Here is a 16931-nt window from a genome sequence, read left to right as displayed (position 1 = left end):
AACATTATATTGAAGCAGGTTTAAAAACTCACTCCTCCAAATGAAAATTTGTTTAGCCCAAACAAAGCCCTTCACAGGCAGTATAGTAAAGAATATTGAGCAGCACCTTGAATTGATTCAATTGGCCATTGAACAAGGCGTAGAACTTATCATATTTCCCGAGCTTTCACTCACAGGTTACGAACCCACCCTAGCCAATACTCTAGCAATTTCAAAAGACGATGCTCGACTGACTGTCTTTCAAGAAGCCAGCAGCGAAAAAAACATTACCATTGGAGTTGGCGCACCGATTAAAACTAGCCAAGGCATCACTATTAGTATGATTCTATTCCAACCGAATCAATCCGTTCAAGTTTACTCTAAAGGATTTTTGCATGTAGACGAAATGCCTTATTTCGTTTCTGGCGATAACTCATTGATACTCCAGATTAATAGCCAAAAAATCGCATTGGCCATTTGTTATGAAATTTCAATTCCTGAGCATGCTGAAAAGGCTTTTCAAAATGGATCTGAGATTTACATAGCCAGCGTAGCTAAATTCAAGAGCGGAATTAACAAAGCTAAAACTGAATTAGCCAATATAGCTAGGCGCTATTCCATGAGTGTATTAATGGCGAATTGTATTGGAATGGCGGATGGAGCAGAATGCGCAGGCAAAACCGCTGTATGGAACAAAGAAGGGGGCATAATAGGTGAACTGGATAATATAAATGTAGGTCTGTTGATTTTTGATACTGCCAGTCAAACTGCAGAAAAACATCATCTATTCTAGCGCGAAACTATTTGAATAGGCACAAAAAAAAGAGTCACCCCCGTTGGAGCGACTCCCTTTCACCTAAACACCTGGGTAACTAACTACTCATAGCGAATCTCACGATTCCTATACCCAGACTTATCTTTAATCTACCTTTAGGCAGACATAGTTTCTTCTTAATATCTTCTTGAATTTTATTCGAACCACAGAAGATTGAACCTCTCCTCGACCAAAACTTTGAGCACTTATAATTGCTCAACAGTTAAACAAACATAATAGGATTTTTTGTTAATTAAAATTTAACTTATACATAAAGGCAAAAACTTATGCACATTTTATCAACAATCGCGAAATGCTGTTCAAATACAAGCTTTTGCACTATACATTATTACGGAAGTTTAATACATACATTTTTCTTTTGTGAGAAGAATTGCAATGCATCCCATCCGCCCTCTCTGCCAACACCACTATTTTTGACTCCTCCAAAGGGTGTTCTGAGGTCGCGAAGCAGCCAACAGTTGACCCAAACAATACCAGAATTGAGTTGAGAAGATACCGAATGCGCTCGGTTCAAATTGCTTGTCCACAGGGTAGCTGCCAAACCATACTGAGTACTATTGGCCATGGCTAAAACTTCTTCTTCGGTATCGAAAGGAGTAAGGGTAATTACAGGACCAAAAATTTCCTCTTGATTGGTTCTACAATCAAAACTTAACCCTTCGATAATAGTAGGTTGAATATAATAACCTTCTGCAAGTTCACCTTCGAGAACCACTTGTTTACCTCCTGCTAAAACAGTTCCACCTTCCGACTTGGCCAATTCAATATAGGAAAGCACTTTCTTCATATGGCCTTCTGAAACTACTGCCCCAAGGTTAGTAGACTCATCAGCAGGATCGCCTACTTTTAATGCGTTCGTTTTTGCAATTAAAGCCTGTTTAAATTTTTCATAAATAGGCCGTTCTATAAAGACCCTAGAACCGCAAAGGCAAATTTGACCTTGGTTGGCAAAGCTCGAATGAACCGTAGTTTTAAGCGCTTCTTCAAAGTTGCAATCGGCAAAGATGATATTAGGATTCTTCCCTCCTAGTTCCAGCGATAGTTTTTTAAACATTGGAGCTGCTGTGGCGGCAATTTGCTTTCCCGTGGCTGTTCCACCGGTAAACGAAATCAAAGGAATATCGGGATGTTCTGAAATGGCTTGCCCTACTTTTGGCCCTAAACCATGAACAATATTTAAAACCCCTTTAGGCAAGCCTGCTTCAATGCATAATTCTGAAAGCAAAAAGGCAGTCATGGGTGTAATTTCCGAAGGCTTTGCCACCACCGTATTACCAGCAGCCAAGGCCGGAGCAATCTTCCAGGTAAACAAATACAAAGGCAAGTTCCAAGGCGAAATACAGCCCGCAACCCCTAAAGGTGACCTTTCTGTATAATTAAAGGCAAGTCCATCTGTTTGATGGGCCTCAGTACTTTCATGAAGAATAGCAGTGGCGAAAAACCTAAAATTCGATGAAGCGCGTGGAATATCTACTCGAGTAGCCAATTTCACTGGCTTCCCATTGTCTTTTGATTCTGCCTTGGCCAACTTTTCTAAATTAGCATCAATCAAATCAGCTACTTTGAGCATCAAACGTGAGCGCTCTTCTCGCGGAGTTGCTGCCCATGTTGGAAAGACATCCTTAGCCGCTTGAGTCGCCAATTGCACATCACGCTCATCGGAGTCCGGAATTTCACCATACACCTTTCCTCGGGAGGGATCGATGTTATCTAAATAGTTTTTAGAAATTGGCTCTACCAATTCGCCATTGATATAATTCAGAATTCTTTCCATTGCTTCTACTTAAAGGCAGCCTGTTCTTCCACCATCTACTGGCACATTAATTCCATTGATATAACCTGCTGCTGGAGTAGCTAAAAAGGCCACTGCTGCCGCTATTTCTGAAGCATCTGCAAAACGATGTGCAGGGATTTCTCGTTTCATTTCTTCTTCCACTTCCTCAGTACTCTTTCCGAGTTTTTTAGCTTTATTTTCAATAATAGAGGAAAGCCGTTGTGTGGCAGTGGCGCCTGGTAAAACATTATTTACGGTAATGCCATATTTACCCAACTCACCCGCCAAAGTTTTAGACCAATTGGCCACAGCACCTCGAATGGTATTCGACACACCTAAACCAGGAATCGGCATTTTTACAGAGGTAGAAATAATATTGATAATTCGTCCGTAAGTCTGATGTTTCATTCCATCCACCAAAGCTTGGGTCAATATGTGATTACACACCAAATGCTGCTCAAAGGCATTTCTAAATTCATCTACATCAGCATTCAAAGCTGGGCCACCAGCAGGGCCGCCCGTGTTATTGATCAGAATATGATATACATTCCCCTCTGCTATATGGGCGTCAATAATCTTTTTGAGTGCATCAACTTGAGTAAAATCAGCAGTAAGGGTTTGATGATTCTGCCCACCAGAGGAAAAGAGGGACTCTTTTACCTCATTGAGTTTTTCAGTATTTCTAGCTAGCAAGGTAACGTTAGCGCCCAAATTTGCCAATTCTATGGCCACGGCCTTACCTATTCCTTGGGTGCTTCCGCAAACCAATGCTCGTTTTCCTTTTAAATTTAAATTCATAGCAATTGTGTATTGAGTAAAGTTACAAAATTGGAATTAGCCTTTCCCGAATTTCGTTAAATTCGCCAAGAACTAAATTGAACTGACCATGGGAGTAAAACGACCTTTCAACTTGCAAAAATGGATTGATGAAAACCGTGACTTGCTAAAGCCACCCGTTGGAAATAAAAACCTTTACCCCGAAGGCACCGACTATATTGTGATGATTGTTGGCGGCCCAAATGCCCGAAAAGATTACCACTACAACGAAACTGAAGAGCTTTTTTATCAGCTGGAAGGCGAAATTACGGTGAGAATTCAAGAAGATGGAAAAGCGGTAGACATTCCTTTGAAAGCTGGCGACATGTATTTACATCCAGCCAAAGTACCTCATTCTCCTATGCGTTCAGAAGGTTCTATTGGCTTGGTCATCGAACGGGTGAGAAAATCAGAGCATACTGATGGACTGATGTGGTTTTGTGATAACTGCAACAACAAACTTCACGACACCTATTTTAAACTTACCAATATTGAAAAAGACTTTCTTCCGCGCTTCCGCGAGTTCTACGGTTCTGAAGAGCTTAGAACTTGCAACAATTGTGGCCATGTAATGGAAACGGATCCTAGGTTCGTAAATAGTTAAGAGGAAATGAGTTAAGAGTGATCAGGCTCCTGATAACTAATTACTAATAACCAATACACTTTATGTTGAAGATAGACATGCACACCCACATCATTCCGGAACATCTGCCCAAATGGACAGAGAAGTTTGGCTATGGTGATTTCATTCATCTGCACCACCACAAAGAGGGGGCCGCCATGATGATGAAAGGCAGTAAATTCTTCCGTGAAATCCAATCCAATTGTTGGGACCCAAAAATCAGAATGGAAGAATACGCGCAGTTTGGAACACAAGTGCAGGTCATTTCTACTATTCCCGTTATGTTTTCTTATGATGCCCAGCCGCATGACGGTCTGGAAATCAGTCGGTTTTTGAATGACCATATTGCCAATATCTGTCGAGAATATCCTAAGAATTACATCGGACTGGCCACTATCCCGATGCAGGATGAAGATTTGGCCATTCAGGAATTACACCGTTGTAAGCATGAATTGAACCTGCCGGGCATTCAGATTGGGTCGAACATTAATGACAAAAACTTAAGCAGCGAACGCTTCTTCCAAATCTTCAAAGCTTGTGAAGAATTGGACATGGCCGTAATGATTCACCCTTGGAACATGATGGGCTTTCATAGCATTGAACGTTACTGGCTGCCTTGGTTGGTGGGTATGCCTGCTGAAACCTCAAGAGCCGCTTGCTCACTTATTTTTGGAGGCGTAATGGAGCGACTTCCTAACCTCAGATTCAATTTTTCCCATGCAGGCGGTTCATTCTTGCCAACCATCGGACGAATTGAGCACGGTTTTAACTGCCGCCCAGATTTAGTAGCGATTGACAATACCGTAAACCCTCGGGAATACATTGGGAAGTTTTGGGTCGATTCCATCACCCACGACCCATTAATGATGAAATACATTTTAGAGATGCAGGGCTCTAAAAAAATCACCCTTGGTTCTGATTACCCTTTCCCTTTAGGCGACCTTGAAATTGGTGCCTTTATTGAAGAAATGGGGCTGTCAAATGAAGTGGTGGAAGACATCTTCTGCAACGCCACTTTGGAGTGGTTAAATTTATCTAAAGAACAATTTTTAAACTAAGCATTGAAAAATACAGCAATCACGTACATGGATTCGCCCTTGGGCGCCATCAAAATAGTGGGAGACGCAAACGCCATTAAGATGGTGGTTTTTGTGGGTGAAATAGGAGAAGAGAATGAAGGGATTATTCCATTGGTCGTGCGTAAATGCAAAAAGCAGCTTCACGAATATTTCGTTGGGCAGCGCAAGCAATTCAACATTCCTGTAGCGCCAGAAGGCACCGATTTCCAACAACAAGTTTGGCAAAATTTGCAAGACATTCCTTTTGGAGTAACGAGCACTTATGCAAAGCAAGCTGTTAAATTGGGTGATATTAAAAAGATCAGGGCCGTAGGAACCGCCAATGGAAAAAACCCAATTGCTATTATTATTCCTTGCCACAGAGTCATCGGTTCAGATGGAAGTTTGACGGGCTACGCAGGCGGCCTCGACAAAAAAGCTTGGCTATTAAAACACGAAAAAAGCATGCCCGGAATGGCACAAACCAGTTTATTTTAATGAATTTCGAAAACACTTTAGCATACGCTCAGTATTTAGACAAAAACGATCCGTTAAGAGATTACCGCAATCGTTTTCATATTCCAAAAGTGAATGGCAAAGACAGCTATTACTTTACAGGAAACTCACTTGGCCTTCAGCCCAAAACCGCCAGAACTTATATTGAAGAAGAAATGAAAGGTTGGGAAACCTTGGGCGTAGAAGGGCATTTTGCATCGAGCAAAAGGCCTTGGATGGAATACCATAAATTCAGCAAAGATGCTTTGGCCAGAATTGTTGGGGCAAACCCCATCGAAGTAGTTTCTATGAATAACCTTTCGGTGAATCTCCATTTGCTGATGGTTTCGTTTTTCAAGCCTACCAAAACGCGCTACAAGGTCATTTGCGAAGCAGGTGCTTTTCCTTCCGATCAATACATGTTTGAAACACAGCTTAAATTTCATGGACTCAACCCTGATGAAGCGCTGATTGAGCTCAAACCGAGAATGGGTGAGCATACGCTGCGCAATGAAGACATTTTAAGCAAAATAGCTGAAGTGGGTGATGAATTGGCCTTGGTGCTTATTGGTGGCATTCAATATTACACGGGTCAGTTATTCGACATGAAGGCAATTACTGAAGCAGGTCAAAAAGTGGGTGCTAAAGTTGGGTTTGACTTGGCGCATGCTTTTGGGAATGTGCCTTTGCAATTGCACGACTGGAATGTAGATTTCGCCACTTGGTGTTCCTACAAATACTTAAACTCTGGCCCAGGAAACGTTTCAGGAATTTTCGTCCACGAACGATACGCCAACGACAGTTCACTCGACCGATTTGCGGGCTGGTGGGGTCACAATGAAAAGGAAAGATTTAAAATGAAGAAGGGTTTCCAGCCCATGCCTGGTGCAGACGGTTGGCAACTGAGCAATGTAAACGTAATTTCTACCGCATCTCATTTGGCCGCCTTAGAATTGTTTGATGAAGTAGGCATAGAAAAACTAAGGAAGAAAAGCCTGAAACTCACGGGCTATCTTGAATTTTTGATCAAAGACATTGCGGGTGATTCTGGTATTTTCGAAATCATCACGCCTTCAGACCCCGAGCAACGCGGATGTCAGCTCTCTATTTTCTTCCACAAAGATGGCCGCAGGCTTTTTGATGCACTTGCTGCCGCTGGAGTGATTGCAGATTGGCGCGAACCCAATGTAATCCGCATTGCACCAGTTCCGCTTTACAACCGTTATGAAGACGTGTATCAGTTTGCTCATATTCTAAAGAAAAACCTCTAAATGATGTAAACATGAATAGCCAGAATCAAAAAGTATCAATTTTGGGAGCCGGCCTTGTAGGCTCATTGCTTTCCATTTTCTTAGCGAAGAAGGGCTATTCTGTTACCATTTTTGAACGCAGAAGCGATATGCGCAAAGCGGGCACCATAGGCGGACGCTCCATCAACCTCGCCTTAAGCAGACGTGGATTAAAAGCTCTGGAAGCCGTTGGATTGAAAGAAAGAGTACAGGAAAGCTGCATTCCGATGCCCGGAAGAATGATTCATGATTTGGAAGGAAACCTCAGTTTTCAACCTTACGGAAAAGAAGGCCAGTTTATTAATTCGGTTTCCAGAGGTGGTTTGAATGAGTTATTGATGAGCGAAGCTGAAGCGCATGGGGTTGAAATTCGCTTCAATCATAAATGTGAGGAAGTAGATTTTGATACTGCCACCGCTCATTTTGAAAATGGCGAAAAGGTAAGTGCCGATTTTCTCTTCGGGGCTGATGGCGCATTTTCCGCTTTACGTTCGGCCATGCAAAAAACGGATCGATTCAATTACTCCCAAGAATATATTTCGGCTGGTTACAAAGAACTGACCATGCCGCCCAATAATGGCGATTTCGCTTTAGACCCGAATGCACTTCATATTTGGCCGCGAGGCGAATATATGCTCATTGCATTGCCAAATTTGGACAAGAGTTTTACCTGTACCCTTTTCTTTCCTTTTGAAGGAAAAGTATCTTTTGAAGCCCTAAAAACAGAAGAGGATGTTCAGCAATTCTTCGAAAGTAAATTCAAAGATGCGCTTCCATTTCTTCCTGAATTGAAAACCGAGTTTTTCGAAAACCCTACTTCCAGCTTGATTACCGTGAGGTGCAAACCTTGGGTAAAAGGAAATACGGCTTTGATTGGCGATGCCGCCCATGCGCTAGTGCCATTTTATGGCCAAGGCATGAATGCTGGTTTTGAAGATTGCTTTGTTTTTAATGAATTACTAGAGAAGCACGGAGCAATCAATGCTACTCTACTCGCGGAATATGAGGCTTTACGAATTCCTGACGGGAACGCCATTGCCGATTTGGCGCTCTATAACTTTATAGAAATGCGCGACAAAGTAGCCGACCCAATGTTTGTGCTGCAAAAGAAAATTGAAAAGCGCCTGAACGAACTTTATCCAGAAAAATGGATACCGCTCTATACCATGGTTACTTTTAGCGATTTCCGTTATTCAGAAGCTCATGCCCTAGGCAAAAAGCAACAAGCCATTATGGACCAAGTTTTAGCCCAACTGAATATTGAAGAGGTTTGGGAAAAACTGGATTTTGAGGAGATTGTGGGGAGGTTGAAGTTTTTATGAAAAATTCAACCAATGAAAACTGATAGAGACTTAGGACAACTAGGCGAATCGGAGCTAGAAAGACTATGCCATCATTTAGGAGTTAGCCCTAACAAAGCCAAATATGATAAAACTGGATGGGATTTCTTATTGGAATTCCCTTTCAACACTCAATATGAAGCTCCTCATGATCAAGCCCCAATTACAACCAGGTGTCTTGTTCAAGTCAAATCTACCGACCTAAACGAAAAAAACTGTCAAGTAAAAGTTTCTAACCTAAAGAGATTCCTTGAATTTCCAGATCCAGCCTTTTTCGTTTTTATGCATTATAACGGAAAAGAAAACGTCCAAGAAATATATGTAGTCCATTTTGGTAGACCCTTAATCGAGAAAACTTTAAAAAAATTAAGAAAACTCTCGCTAAAACCTCTGGTCAAACTGCATAAAACTAAAATTTCTGTGAGATACAGTATCAAAGAAATTATAGAACCGGCTAATTCAGTTGGTTTAAATGTAGCCATTCATAAGTATATCCCTAAGGGGATGAAGGAATATAGAAAATGGAAAGATGGATTAATAAATACTCTCGGGTATGAGAAATATGGCCACCGTATGGACATAACAATTGAAAAAAAGGCCATTAAAAAACTAGAAGACATATCTCTTTCCAAAGAATATGAAGTAGATTTTTTCAAAATGAAAGTTTGGGATGAACGCTTTGGCATCCCAATATTAAAGTATGAAAGAAATAAAGATCAAACTGTACTAAAGTTCAAGCACCTGCCGAAAAAAAAGTATCAAGCTTGTTTTAAATCTGGCAAACAAAAGATCTGGTTTGATATTGAAGTTATGACATCAGTATTTTCTGATATCAATGATTCTGGTAAAATGAAAGTTAGTTGTGCATTGTTTGATTTGTACATCTATCTGAAAGACTATACACTAAAATTCGAGCCCTTATTAAACAATGAAGACCTATTGCCATTATTTCAGATTCAAAATCTCGCTAATCTAATCACAATACTCGGTACAACTAATGATGTACTATTTACAATTGAAGGCAAAAAACCTTTTAATCTGGTTATTCCTAGCCCCAGCATTGTCTGGGGAGAAGATGTTAATGAATTTGTAAATGCAACACAATCTCTTACCGAGATTTTTGATCGTACACATTTACCTACAAGCCATACTTTTTCTCTTAAATCTATTTATAGTCATAGAAATCAAGTTTTGAAAATCCCTAATCTTCAAAGTACGAATCATGCACTGTTTGTTTTTGATTTTACCTCAGAACAAATAATCCCTAAGGATAAGGAGTACACAATAGTAATATTCTTGGGGGTAACGATTGGTTTAACTAAGCTCGGGGTTTTAATTTCTGCCTCTGGCAATTGCATTCATCAAAATGAAAAAACGTTTCGTCTTAATGTTAATGAGAGTCAGATTCACGAAGCCGTATTATTTAATGAACAAACAGTTTCAACATCAATCATTGAGAAGTTTATTAACGACACAGAAAATGAATTAAAAGCAGAAAACAAGAGTCTTATCCGTTTCGAAGAGAAATCTATTATGTTAATCACATAAGTAGAAATCAACTCCCCCTATGCTCCCTTGGCGTTTTCCCTATTACTTCTTTAAATTTTCGATTGAAGTTGGAGAGGTTGCTAAAGCCTGATTCGTAGCAGACTTGAGAAACGGTATTGTCCTTATTAAGCAGGAGTTTGCAGGCTTGACCAATCCGGTAATCATTTAGAAAATCAATATAGGTTTTACGGGTGTGCTGCTTGAAATAGCGGCAAAAAGAGGCCTTGTTCATATTGGCCACTTCAGCTACTTCTTCCAGAGTAATGCGTCTACCAAAGTTTTCTAGGGTAAAGCGGAAGATATCATCCAGTCGCCTTCCTTCTGCCTCTTTCACTGATTTTTGAGGCAACTCGTTCAGGTAGGCAATGCTTTCTTCGTTCCCAAACAAATGGAGCAGTTCAAAAAATGAATTCAATCGCTTTAAGCCATTCGTTTCAAATACCTTTTCAAAAGCGTTTATCATCTGGGTTGAAAAATCATCCTTCACCCGAATGCCTCTTTCCGCATTCTGAATAAACTGGAGCAATTCTCTGATTTCTGGAAATAGCTTTGAAGTTTCTCTCAAATGTTCGGCACGAAAGAAAATAGACTTCGACAAAACCCGCATTTCCTGTTCGTAATACTTTTTGTCGCAACGAAAAACGTGAGGCACATTGGAGCCCATCACAAAGACTTGCCCCGCTTTAAAACTCCCCAAATGATCGCCATGAATCAGCGTTCCTTCCCCTGAAATAATCCATGTAATCTGTATTTCAGGATGCTGGTGCAGCATATCATAGAAATACTGTTCTTCATCAATTTGTAAGTAGATGGATGACGCTTCGGTTTTAGGAATTTTAAAAGGAAGTACTTTCACCTGTATGATTTAAGCCGAATAAAAAACTACTATTCATTATCTAGCAAATATAATATTAGTATTGGTGAATTTCCGCAAAGTTGACCATAAGCCAAGCCCTTACCTTAGCCAAAAAAAACAACACGATGAAAGTAGCATGGCAAGGCGTTTACCCAGCGGTAACCACAAAGTTTACAGATGACGATAAACTTGATTTAAAAATGTTTGAAACCAACATCCAAGCGCAATTGGCCGCTGGTGTTGACGGCATTATTTTAGGTGGCACATTGGGCGAAGCCAGTTCACTCATGGAAGACGAAAAGGATACTTTGGTAAGCTCCACTGTGGACATGGTAGCAGGCAAAGTCCCTGTGATTATGAACATTGCGGAACAAACCACGAAAGCCGCCATTATTGCTGCGGAAAAAGCCCAACAGAACGGAGCTAGCGGCTTAATGATGCTGCCTCCGATGCGCTACAAAGCTGACGATCACGAAACGGTTACTTATTATAAAGCAGTCGCCAAATCTACCGATTTGCCTATTATGGTGTATAACAACCCGATAGATTATAAAATCGAGGTGACTTTAGACATGTTCGAGCAACTGGCCGAGTGCGAAAACATTCAAGCCGTAAAAGAATCCACCCGCGATATTTCAAACATCACCAGAATGATCAATCGTTTTGGCGATCGTTTCAAAATTCTTTCTGGCGTGGACACCTTAGCATTAGAAAGCATATTTATGGGTGCCAATGGATGGGTAGCAGGCTTGGTTTGCGCTTTCCCAAAAGAAACCGTGGCCATTTACAGACTTCAGAAAGCTGGAAGGCATGAAGAAGCTTTGAAAATCTACCGTTGGTTCTTGCCGCTATTAGAGCTCGACATTAATGCTAAATTGGTGCAAAACATTAAGCTGGCAGAAGTAGCCACTGGTATTGGTACCGAAAATGTTCGTGCGCCAAGACTTGCCCTTTCAGGCGCAGAAAGAAAGCACGTACTACAGATTATCGAAACAGGAATTAAAACCCGTCCTGAATTGCCTGACTATTTGAATTTGTAAATTGAAGTCAATTATTCGCGCAGCAAAAAACACAACATGATTAAAGGAACAAATTTTATAGGATCAACCTCTTCGAAAGAAGGCACAGAACAACTCTTTGCACACAACCCTGCCAATGGCGAGGCTTTCCCTGAATCGTTTTCGGTGGCTACCAGCTCCGAAATTGATGACGCGGTAGCCAAAGCAACACAAGCTTTTCAAGTTTACAAAAGCATAGCACCGAGCAAAAAAGCCGATTTCCTTGATGCAATAGCGGATGAAATCATGGCTTTAGGCGATGCTTTAGTAGAGCGCGCTTGCGGAGAATCAGGTTTGCCAGAAGGTAGAATTCAAGGAGAAAGAGGTCGTACCTGTAATCAGTTGAAGATGTTTGCCAATTTGGTGCGCGAAGGCTCATGGGTAAATGCCACCATCGATACTGCAATTCCAGACAGAGCACCAGTGCCAAAGCCTGATTTGCGAAAAATGGAAGTCGCCATTGGCCCTGTCGCCATTTTTGGCGCGAGTAATTTTCCGTTGGCCTTTTCAACGGCTGGTGGAGATACCGCTTCTGCTTTGGCCGCTGGAAACCCAGTAATTGTAAAAGCACACGAATCACATTTGGGCACCAACGAAATGGTGTCGCAAGCGATTTTGAAAGCTGCGCAAAAAACAGGAATGCCCGAGGGAGTTTTCTCTATGGTAAATGGTGGAATTCCTGTGGGGCAACAATTGGTAAAACATCCGCAAATCAAGGCGGTAGGTTTTACGGGTTCGTTTAGAGGAGGAAAAGCCCTTTTCGATTTGGCCAACCGCAGAGACGAACCGATTCCAGTTTATGCAGAAATGGGGAGCATCAACCCAACATTTATTTTCCCGAACAAACTAAAAGAAAGTCCAGCCGATTTGGGGAAAATGGTGGCTGGGTCGGTAACCATGGGCGTAGGCCAGTTCTGTACCAATCCTGGTTTATTGGTGGGAATTCAATCGCCAGAATTAGAAGCTTTTTCATCTGCACTTTCACAAGCATTGGCCGAAACCGCGCCTTCCACAATGTTGAATGAGGGTATCGCAAAAAGCTATTATGCGAATAGAAAAGCGCTGTTGGAACAAAAAGGAGTGACATTAAGCGGTAATGCTATAGAAACTGAAGACAATCGTGGGCAAGGTTTAACTGCGAGTGTTCCTGCTTCTGAATTTCTAAAAAACACAAAACTACACGAAGAGATTTTTGGGCCATTTACATTACTAGTCGTCTGCGAAAATGAAAGTGAAATGAAGCAAGTAGCTCAATCACTTCAAGGGCAATTGACGGGCACATTATTGGCCACCAAAAGTGACATGACGGAAAATGCTGAAACCATAGACATGCTTGCTCAAAAAGTAGGCAGAATCCTCTTTAATGGAATGCCAACTGGGGTTGAAGTTTGTCCAGCCATGCATCACGGAGGCCCATTCCCTGCCAGCACCAATGGAAAGTATACTTCGGTGGGTACGGATGCCATTTACCGTTTTACCCGATCTATTTGTTACCAAAACTGGCCAGATCAAATGTTGCCTGCCGAATTGAAAGTAGGGAATCCGATGGGGATTTGGAGAAAGGTAGATAAAGAATTAAGGAGATAATGAGCTGATTTATTCATGACCATATGAAAGGGACAATTCGTAGCTTGATAAGCCATTCAGCAATTAGGAGCATACTAGAAAAATTCTTCATTGCAATAATCTTGTTAACTACATTTTCGTGTAACAAAAGAGAAGATATTGCGGAATACCAAACCTTCCCAAATGAGTTCATTGTAGCCAATGACTTAGAGGAAATCCCTATTGAAGTCGATCTATTTATTGTTACTGAAATGGCTGCTACCGACAGTCTTTTATTTACTCTTTTATATAAGGGAGATGAGGTGGTGAAAATATTCGACAACCAGACTTTAGAATATTTAGGTGGGTTTGGAAGTGAAGGAGAGGGCCCAAATGAGTTTTTCTACCCCTATCAAAATGGATTTCGAGTTTACGAAGGCAATGTTCTGTCTATGGTGGACAGAAAAAGCATCAGAACCATCCAAGTTTCGATTCAAAAGGACAGTAATAACAAAAGGGTAGCAACATCTACATTGGATGAAACTCAGCGTCATCAGTTGGCTGGCGTGATGATGCCGTTAAATGAAGGCTCTCTTCTTAATGACTCTACGGTAATTGGCTTAAATCAAACCTCTGAAGACAGCCAGTTTATCACGTTTGATTTCGTAAATAAAAAAATTGATTACGCTCATCAATTTCCACCCATCAATATTGAAGCTACTCCTTTTGAAATGGCACATTGGTTGAACTCTTATATGAAAATATCCAGAGATCATTCCAAAATAGCGATTGCTTACGAAAAGATTCCGCTTATTAGGGTCATTGATCTAAAAGAATATCAAAGTACCGAAGTACTTATGAAAACTGAAGAAGCCCCAATAGCAGATTTAATTGTGGATTCAGAAGGCCGTCCGATAAAAACCAATGGGATTATTTATTACTACGATATGGAAATTAGTAATGAATATATATTTGCTGGCTATCATAAAAAGGAAATTTCTTATAGTGAAAATAACGAGCCTCAGCATATTAATCATTCGGGAAATGAAATTCACGTATTTGATTTTCAAGGAAATGCCTTGGCTAAACTTAAACTCGATGACTGGATGCGACAATTTGCCGTAACCCCAAATTCGAGTTATCTATACTTCTCTCACCCAGAGAAAGAGAATTCCATTTTTAGATATGAACTTCCAAAATTTAAATAAAACCAACCTTACTATTCTTTCACTAATCCATTCATTCCTTATTTCATTAAACTAATATGAACAAGCGTTTTTTCTGCATCGATGCCCATACTTGCGGTAATCCAGTTAGACTGGTAGCTGGGGGCGGCCCAATTCTAGACGGTGCCAATATGAGTGAAAAGCGACAGCATTTCCTCAGAGAATTCGACTGGATTCGCAAAGGCTTAATGTTTGAGCCACGCGGACACGATATGATGTCCGGGAGTATTCTTTATCCGCCATCTGACCCTTCAAATGACATAGGAGTACTGTTCATCGAAACCAGTGGTTGCTTGCCCATGTGCGGTCATGGCACTATAGGTACGGTGACGATTATGATTGAAGAGGGTTTGGTTCAACCTAAAATACCTGGGCACTTGAGGTTAGAAACTCCAGCAGGTCTGGTGAAAATTGAATATCAGCAAGAAGGGAAAAGGGTAACTTCGGTAAAGCTGACCAACGTACCCGCTTATTTGGCGAAAGAAAACATCGAAGTTGAATGCCCTGATCTAGGAATACTCAAGGTAGATGTGGCCTATGGTGGAAATTATTACGCCATTGTCGACCCCCAAGAAAATTACCGAGACATGGCCGATTATACCGCCATGCAATTGATTGGTTGGAGTTTGAAGATTAGAGAACGCATCAACGCTGAACACAGCTTCAGTCACCCAGAAAATGACACCATAGGCGGCCTAAGCCATGTACTTTGGACGGGAGCAACGCTTCAACCGAACTCTACAGCGAGAAACGCAGTATTTTATGGAGACAAAGCTATCGACCGATCTCCTTGTGGCACAGGCACTTCGGCACGAATGGCGCAATGGGCGGCCAAAGGAAAACTTCAAAAAGGCGATCAGTTCGTTCACGAAAGTATTATTGGCAGTCAGTTTACTGGAAAAGTCGAAGATGTAGTTAAATTAGGCGCGTATTCGGGTATTATTCCGAGCATTGAAGGCTGGGCTAGAATTACGGGATACAATACAATAGTAATTGATGACGAAGATCCATACGCCTATGGTTTTCAGATGATTTAGACAATGGAAACAAAAAAAGTAATTGTGATTGGTGCTGGCATTGTGGGCCTGAGCACTGCTTATTTCCTTCGTAAACAAGGGGTGGAAGTCACCGTAATCGACAATACCGATGGTAGTAGCAACTGCTCTACCGGAAATGCTGGATACGTTTCTCCCAGTCACCTCATTCCGCTTGCTTCACCGGGCATTATTAGCCAAGGCCTCAAATGGATGCTCAATTCAGAAAGTCCTTTTTATATTAAACCTCGTCTCAATCGTGACCTGATAAAATGGGGACTTCTTTTTAAGAAATCAGCTACTCCTAGCAAAGTAGATGCCGCTGCAAAAGTGCTTTACGACCTTACTGTTCAAAGCCAATCGCTCTATGAAAAAATCATGGGGGAAGAAGGTATCGAGGCAGGTTATAAAAAGCCTGGGCTTTTAATGATCTGCAAAACCGAAAGTGCCCTTCACCACGAAATTGAACTGGTAGAACTGGCCAAATCTTTTGGGCTAGAAGCCGAGGTTTTGAGTCGTACTGAAACCGAAACCATGGAGCCAAATGTGCAATACAATATGGCAGGTTCGGTGTATTTTGGTTGCGATGCATGGATGACACCCAACGTGTTTATGCGTGAATTCAAGCAAAAGCTAGAGCAAATTGGGGTCAAATTTCAGTACAATACACAACTCGACCGAATTATTCACAAAGCTGGCCAGATCGATAAAATAATCACTTCACAAGGAGAGTTTTCTGCCGATGAATATGTATTAGCTGCTGGCTCATGGTCGCCAATATTGATGAAGCAACTAAAGGTAGACATTCCTTTACAAGCTGGAAAAGGATATAGTTTCACCCTCCCAACCCCCGTTGCTATGCCAAAACTCCCTTCTATTTTGGTGGAAGGAAGAGTAGCCACCACCCCAATGATGCACGGGCTAAGAATAGCTGGCACGATGGAAATTGCAGGTACGGGATTGAACATTAATGAGCGGAGGGTGCAAGGCATCATCAAATCCGTAAAAGAGTTTATGCCTCAGTTTGAAGCACAAGATTTCTCTCAAATTGAAACTTGGGCTGGATTGCGTCCATGCACACCAGATGGTCTTCCCTATATTGGCCGAACAAAAAAGTACAAAAACCTACTGGTAGGCACAGGCCACGCCATGCTTGGTTTTACTTTAGGGCCAATTACGGGCCAAATGCTTTCCGAAGAAATTTTGAATCATAAACCCTCTATTGTTTCTCCACTTCTGGAAGTTGAGCGCTTTGCCTAATACAAACCACTAAAAGAAGATGTGTTTCTTAAGTAGATGGCCCGAATTTCCTAAAAATTGACCATGGAGATTTTTTTAGAAATCAGGCATCTATGAATAGTTTCATCCTTGAGTTTACGAAGGGCTAAATTCTTATTATAGCCCTTCACTCCGATGTTAAGGAGTTCAGGATAGAAACCCATAACACAGATTGAGC

The 16931-nt window shown here is 41.3% G+C and carries 15 protein-coding genes; 12 read left to right on the top strand and 3 right to left on the bottom strand.

Annotated elements, in window-relative coordinates:
- Positions 1–40: 40 nt before the first annotated feature.
- Positions 41–772 (top strand): carbon-nitrogen hydrolase family protein, encoded by a 732-nt coding sequence (locus AWW67_RS01215; protein ID WP_062299663.1) that lies wholly within the window; start codon positions 41–43, stop codon positions 770–772.
- Between the two features lie 370 nt (positions 773–1142).
- On the opposite strand, the gene AWW67_RS01210 is transcribed toward AWW67_RS01215, so the two are convergent.
- On the bottom strand, positions 1143–2588 hold the full coding sequence (locus tag AWW67_RS01210) for an aldehyde dehydrogenase (RefSeq protein ID WP_062299661.1): 1446 nt from the start codon (positions 2586–2588) through the stop codon (positions 1143–1145).
- A 9-nt stretch (positions 2589–2597) separates the two neighbouring features.
- Positions 2598–3386, bottom strand: coding sequence for an SDR family oxidoreductase (locus tag AWW67_RS01205; RefSeq protein WP_062299659.1), 789 nt, complete (start codon positions 3384–3386; stop codon positions 2598–2600).
- 88 nt (positions 3387–3474) lie between these two features.
- Between AWW67_RS01205 and AWW67_RS01200 the strand changes: the two genes are divergently transcribed.
- From AWW67_RS01200 to AWW67_RS01175, 6 genes are all read left to right on the top strand, one after another.
- Positions 3475–4008, top strand: a complete 534-nt coding sequence (locus AWW67_RS01200) for a 3-hydroxyanthranilate 3,4-dioxygenase (protein ID WP_062299657.1) — start codon at positions 3475–3477, stop codon at positions 4006–4008.
- A 62-nt stretch (positions 4009–4070) separates the two neighbouring features.
- Positions 4071–5084 (top strand): amidohydrolase family protein, encoded by a 1014-nt coding sequence (locus AWW67_RS01195; protein ID WP_260311208.1) that lies wholly within the window; start codon positions 4071–4073, stop codon positions 5082–5084.
- Between the two features lie 3 nt (positions 5085–5087).
- Positions 5088–5582, top strand: a complete 495-nt coding sequence (locus tag AWW67_RS01190; protein ID WP_260311207.1) for a methylated-DNA--[protein]-cysteine S-methyltransferase — start codon at positions 5088–5090, stop codon at positions 5580–5582.
- Positions 5582–6850, top strand: a complete 1269-nt coding sequence (kynU, locus tag AWW67_RS01185) for a kynureninase (protein ID WP_062299654.1) — start codon at positions 5582–5584, stop codon at positions 6848–6850. Before AWW67_RS01190 ends, kynU begins: the two co-directional genes overlap by 1 nt.
- A gap of 11 nt (positions 6851–6861) precedes the next feature.
- Positions 6862–8190 carry an FAD-dependent oxidoreductase gene (locus AWW67_RS01180; RefSeq protein ID WP_062299652.1) on the top strand — a complete coding sequence of 443 codons (1329 nt, stop codon included), beginning with the start codon at positions 6862–6864 and terminating at the stop codon, positions 8188–8190.
- Positions 8191–8202: 12 nt separating this feature from the next.
- Positions 8203–9756 (top strand): hypothetical protein, encoded by a 1554-nt coding sequence (locus AWW67_RS01175; RefSeq protein ID WP_062299651.1) that lies wholly within the window; start codon positions 8203–8205, stop codon positions 9754–9756.
- Between the two features lie 7 nt (positions 9757–9763).
- On the opposite strand, the gene AWW67_RS01170 is transcribed toward AWW67_RS01175, so the two are convergent.
- Positions 9764–10612 (bottom strand): helix-turn-helix domain-containing protein, encoded by an 849-nt coding sequence (locus AWW67_RS01170; protein WP_062299649.1) that lies wholly within the window; start codon positions 10610–10612, stop codon positions 9764–9766.
- A 125-nt stretch (positions 10613–10737) separates the two neighbouring features.
- On the opposite strand from AWW67_RS01170, the gene AWW67_RS01165 reads away from it, so the two are divergent.
- The 5 genes from AWW67_RS01165 to AWW67_RS01145 all read left to right on the top strand — a co-directional run bounded on the left by AWW67_RS01165 (position 10738) and on the right by AWW67_RS01145 (position 16735).
- A complete protein-coding gene (locus AWW67_RS01165; protein ID WP_062299827.1) occupies positions 10738–11652 on the top strand; it encodes a dihydrodipicolinate synthase family protein in 915 nt (304 codons plus the stop codon).
- A gap of 36 nt (positions 11653–11688) precedes the next feature.
- On the top strand, positions 11689–13257 hold the full coding sequence (locus AWW67_RS01160; RefSeq protein WP_062299648.1) for an aldehyde dehydrogenase (NADP(+)): 1569 nt from the start codon (positions 11689–11691) through the stop codon (positions 13255–13257).
- Between the two features lie 101 nt (positions 13258–13358).
- Positions 13359–14423: a BF3164 family lipoprotein gene (locus AWW67_RS01155; RefSeq protein WP_176699976.1), complete on the top strand. Its 1065-nt coding sequence runs from the start codon at positions 13359–13361 to the stop codon at positions 14421–14423.
- A 56-nt stretch (positions 14424–14479) separates the two neighbouring features.
- Positions 14480–15478: a 4-hydroxyproline epimerase gene (locus tag AWW67_RS01150; protein ID WP_062299645.1), complete on the top strand. Its 999-nt coding sequence runs from the start codon at positions 14480–14482 to the stop codon at positions 15476–15478.
- A gap of 3 nt (positions 15479–15481) precedes the next feature.
- The gene (locus AWW67_RS01145; RefSeq protein ID WP_062299643.1) at positions 15482–16735 is read left to right on the top strand and encodes an NAD(P)/FAD-dependent oxidoreductase; all 1254 of its coding nucleotides are present in this window, start codon (positions 15482–15484) and stop codon (positions 16733–16735) included.
- The last annotated feature ends 196 nt before the right edge of the window (positions 16736–16931 follow it).

The sequence above is a fragment of the Roseivirga seohaensis genome (assembly GCF_001592945.1).
GTDB classification, from domain to species: domain Bacteria; phylum Bacteroidota; class Bacteroidia; order Cytophagales; family Cyclobacteriaceae; genus Roseivirga; species Roseivirga seohaensis.
The sequence above is the reverse complement of the archived record's forward strand: the minus strand, read 5'-3'. Positions and strand labels throughout refer to the sequence as shown.

Bases quoted from the DNA above. Each gene is read 5' to 3' on its own strand.
- AWW67_RS01215 (WP_062299663.1), top strand. From the start codon at position 41: ATGAAAATTTGTTTAGCCCAAACAAAGCCCTTCACAGGCAGTATAGTA.
- AWW67_RS01210 (WP_062299661.1), bottom strand. From the start codon at position 2,588: ATGGAAAGAATTCTGAATTATATCAATGGCGAATTGGTAGAGCCAATT.
- AWW67_RS01205 (WP_062299659.1), bottom strand. From the start codon at position 3,386: ATGAATTTAAATTTAAAAGGAAAACGAGCATTGGTTTGCGGAAGCACC.
- AWW67_RS01200 (WP_062299657.1), top strand. From the start codon at position 3,475: ATGGGAGTAAAACGACCTTTCAACTTGCAAAAATGGATTGATGAAAAC.
- AWW67_RS01195 (WP_260311208.1), top strand. From the start codon at position 4,071: ATGTTGAAGATAGACATGCACACCCACATCATTCCGGAACATCTGCCC.
- kynU (WP_062299654.1), top strand. From the start codon at position 5,582: ATGAATTTCGAAAACACTTTAGCATACGCTCAGTATTTAGACAAAAAC.
- AWW67_RS01180 (WP_062299652.1), top strand. From the start codon at position 6,862: ATGAATAGCCAGAATCAAAAAGTATCAATTTTGGGAGCCGGCCTTGTA.
- AWW67_RS01175 (WP_062299651.1), top strand. From the start codon at position 8,203: ATGAAAACTGATAGAGACTTAGGACAACTAGGCGAATCGGAGCTAGAA.
- AWW67_RS01165 (WP_062299827.1), top strand. From the start codon at position 10,738: ATGAAAGTAGCATGGCAAGGCGTTTACCCAGCGGTAACCACAAAGTTT.
- AWW67_RS01160 (WP_062299648.1), top strand. From the start codon at position 11,689: ATGATTAAAGGAACAAATTTTATAGGATCAACCTCTTCGAAAGAAGGC.
- AWW67_RS01150 (WP_062299645.1), top strand. From the start codon at position 14,480: ATGAACAAGCGTTTTTTCTGCATCGATGCCCATACTTGCGGTAATCCA.
- AWW67_RS01145 (WP_062299643.1), top strand. From the start codon at position 15,482: ATGGAAACAAAAAAAGTAATTGTGATTGGTGCTGGCATTGTGGGCCTG.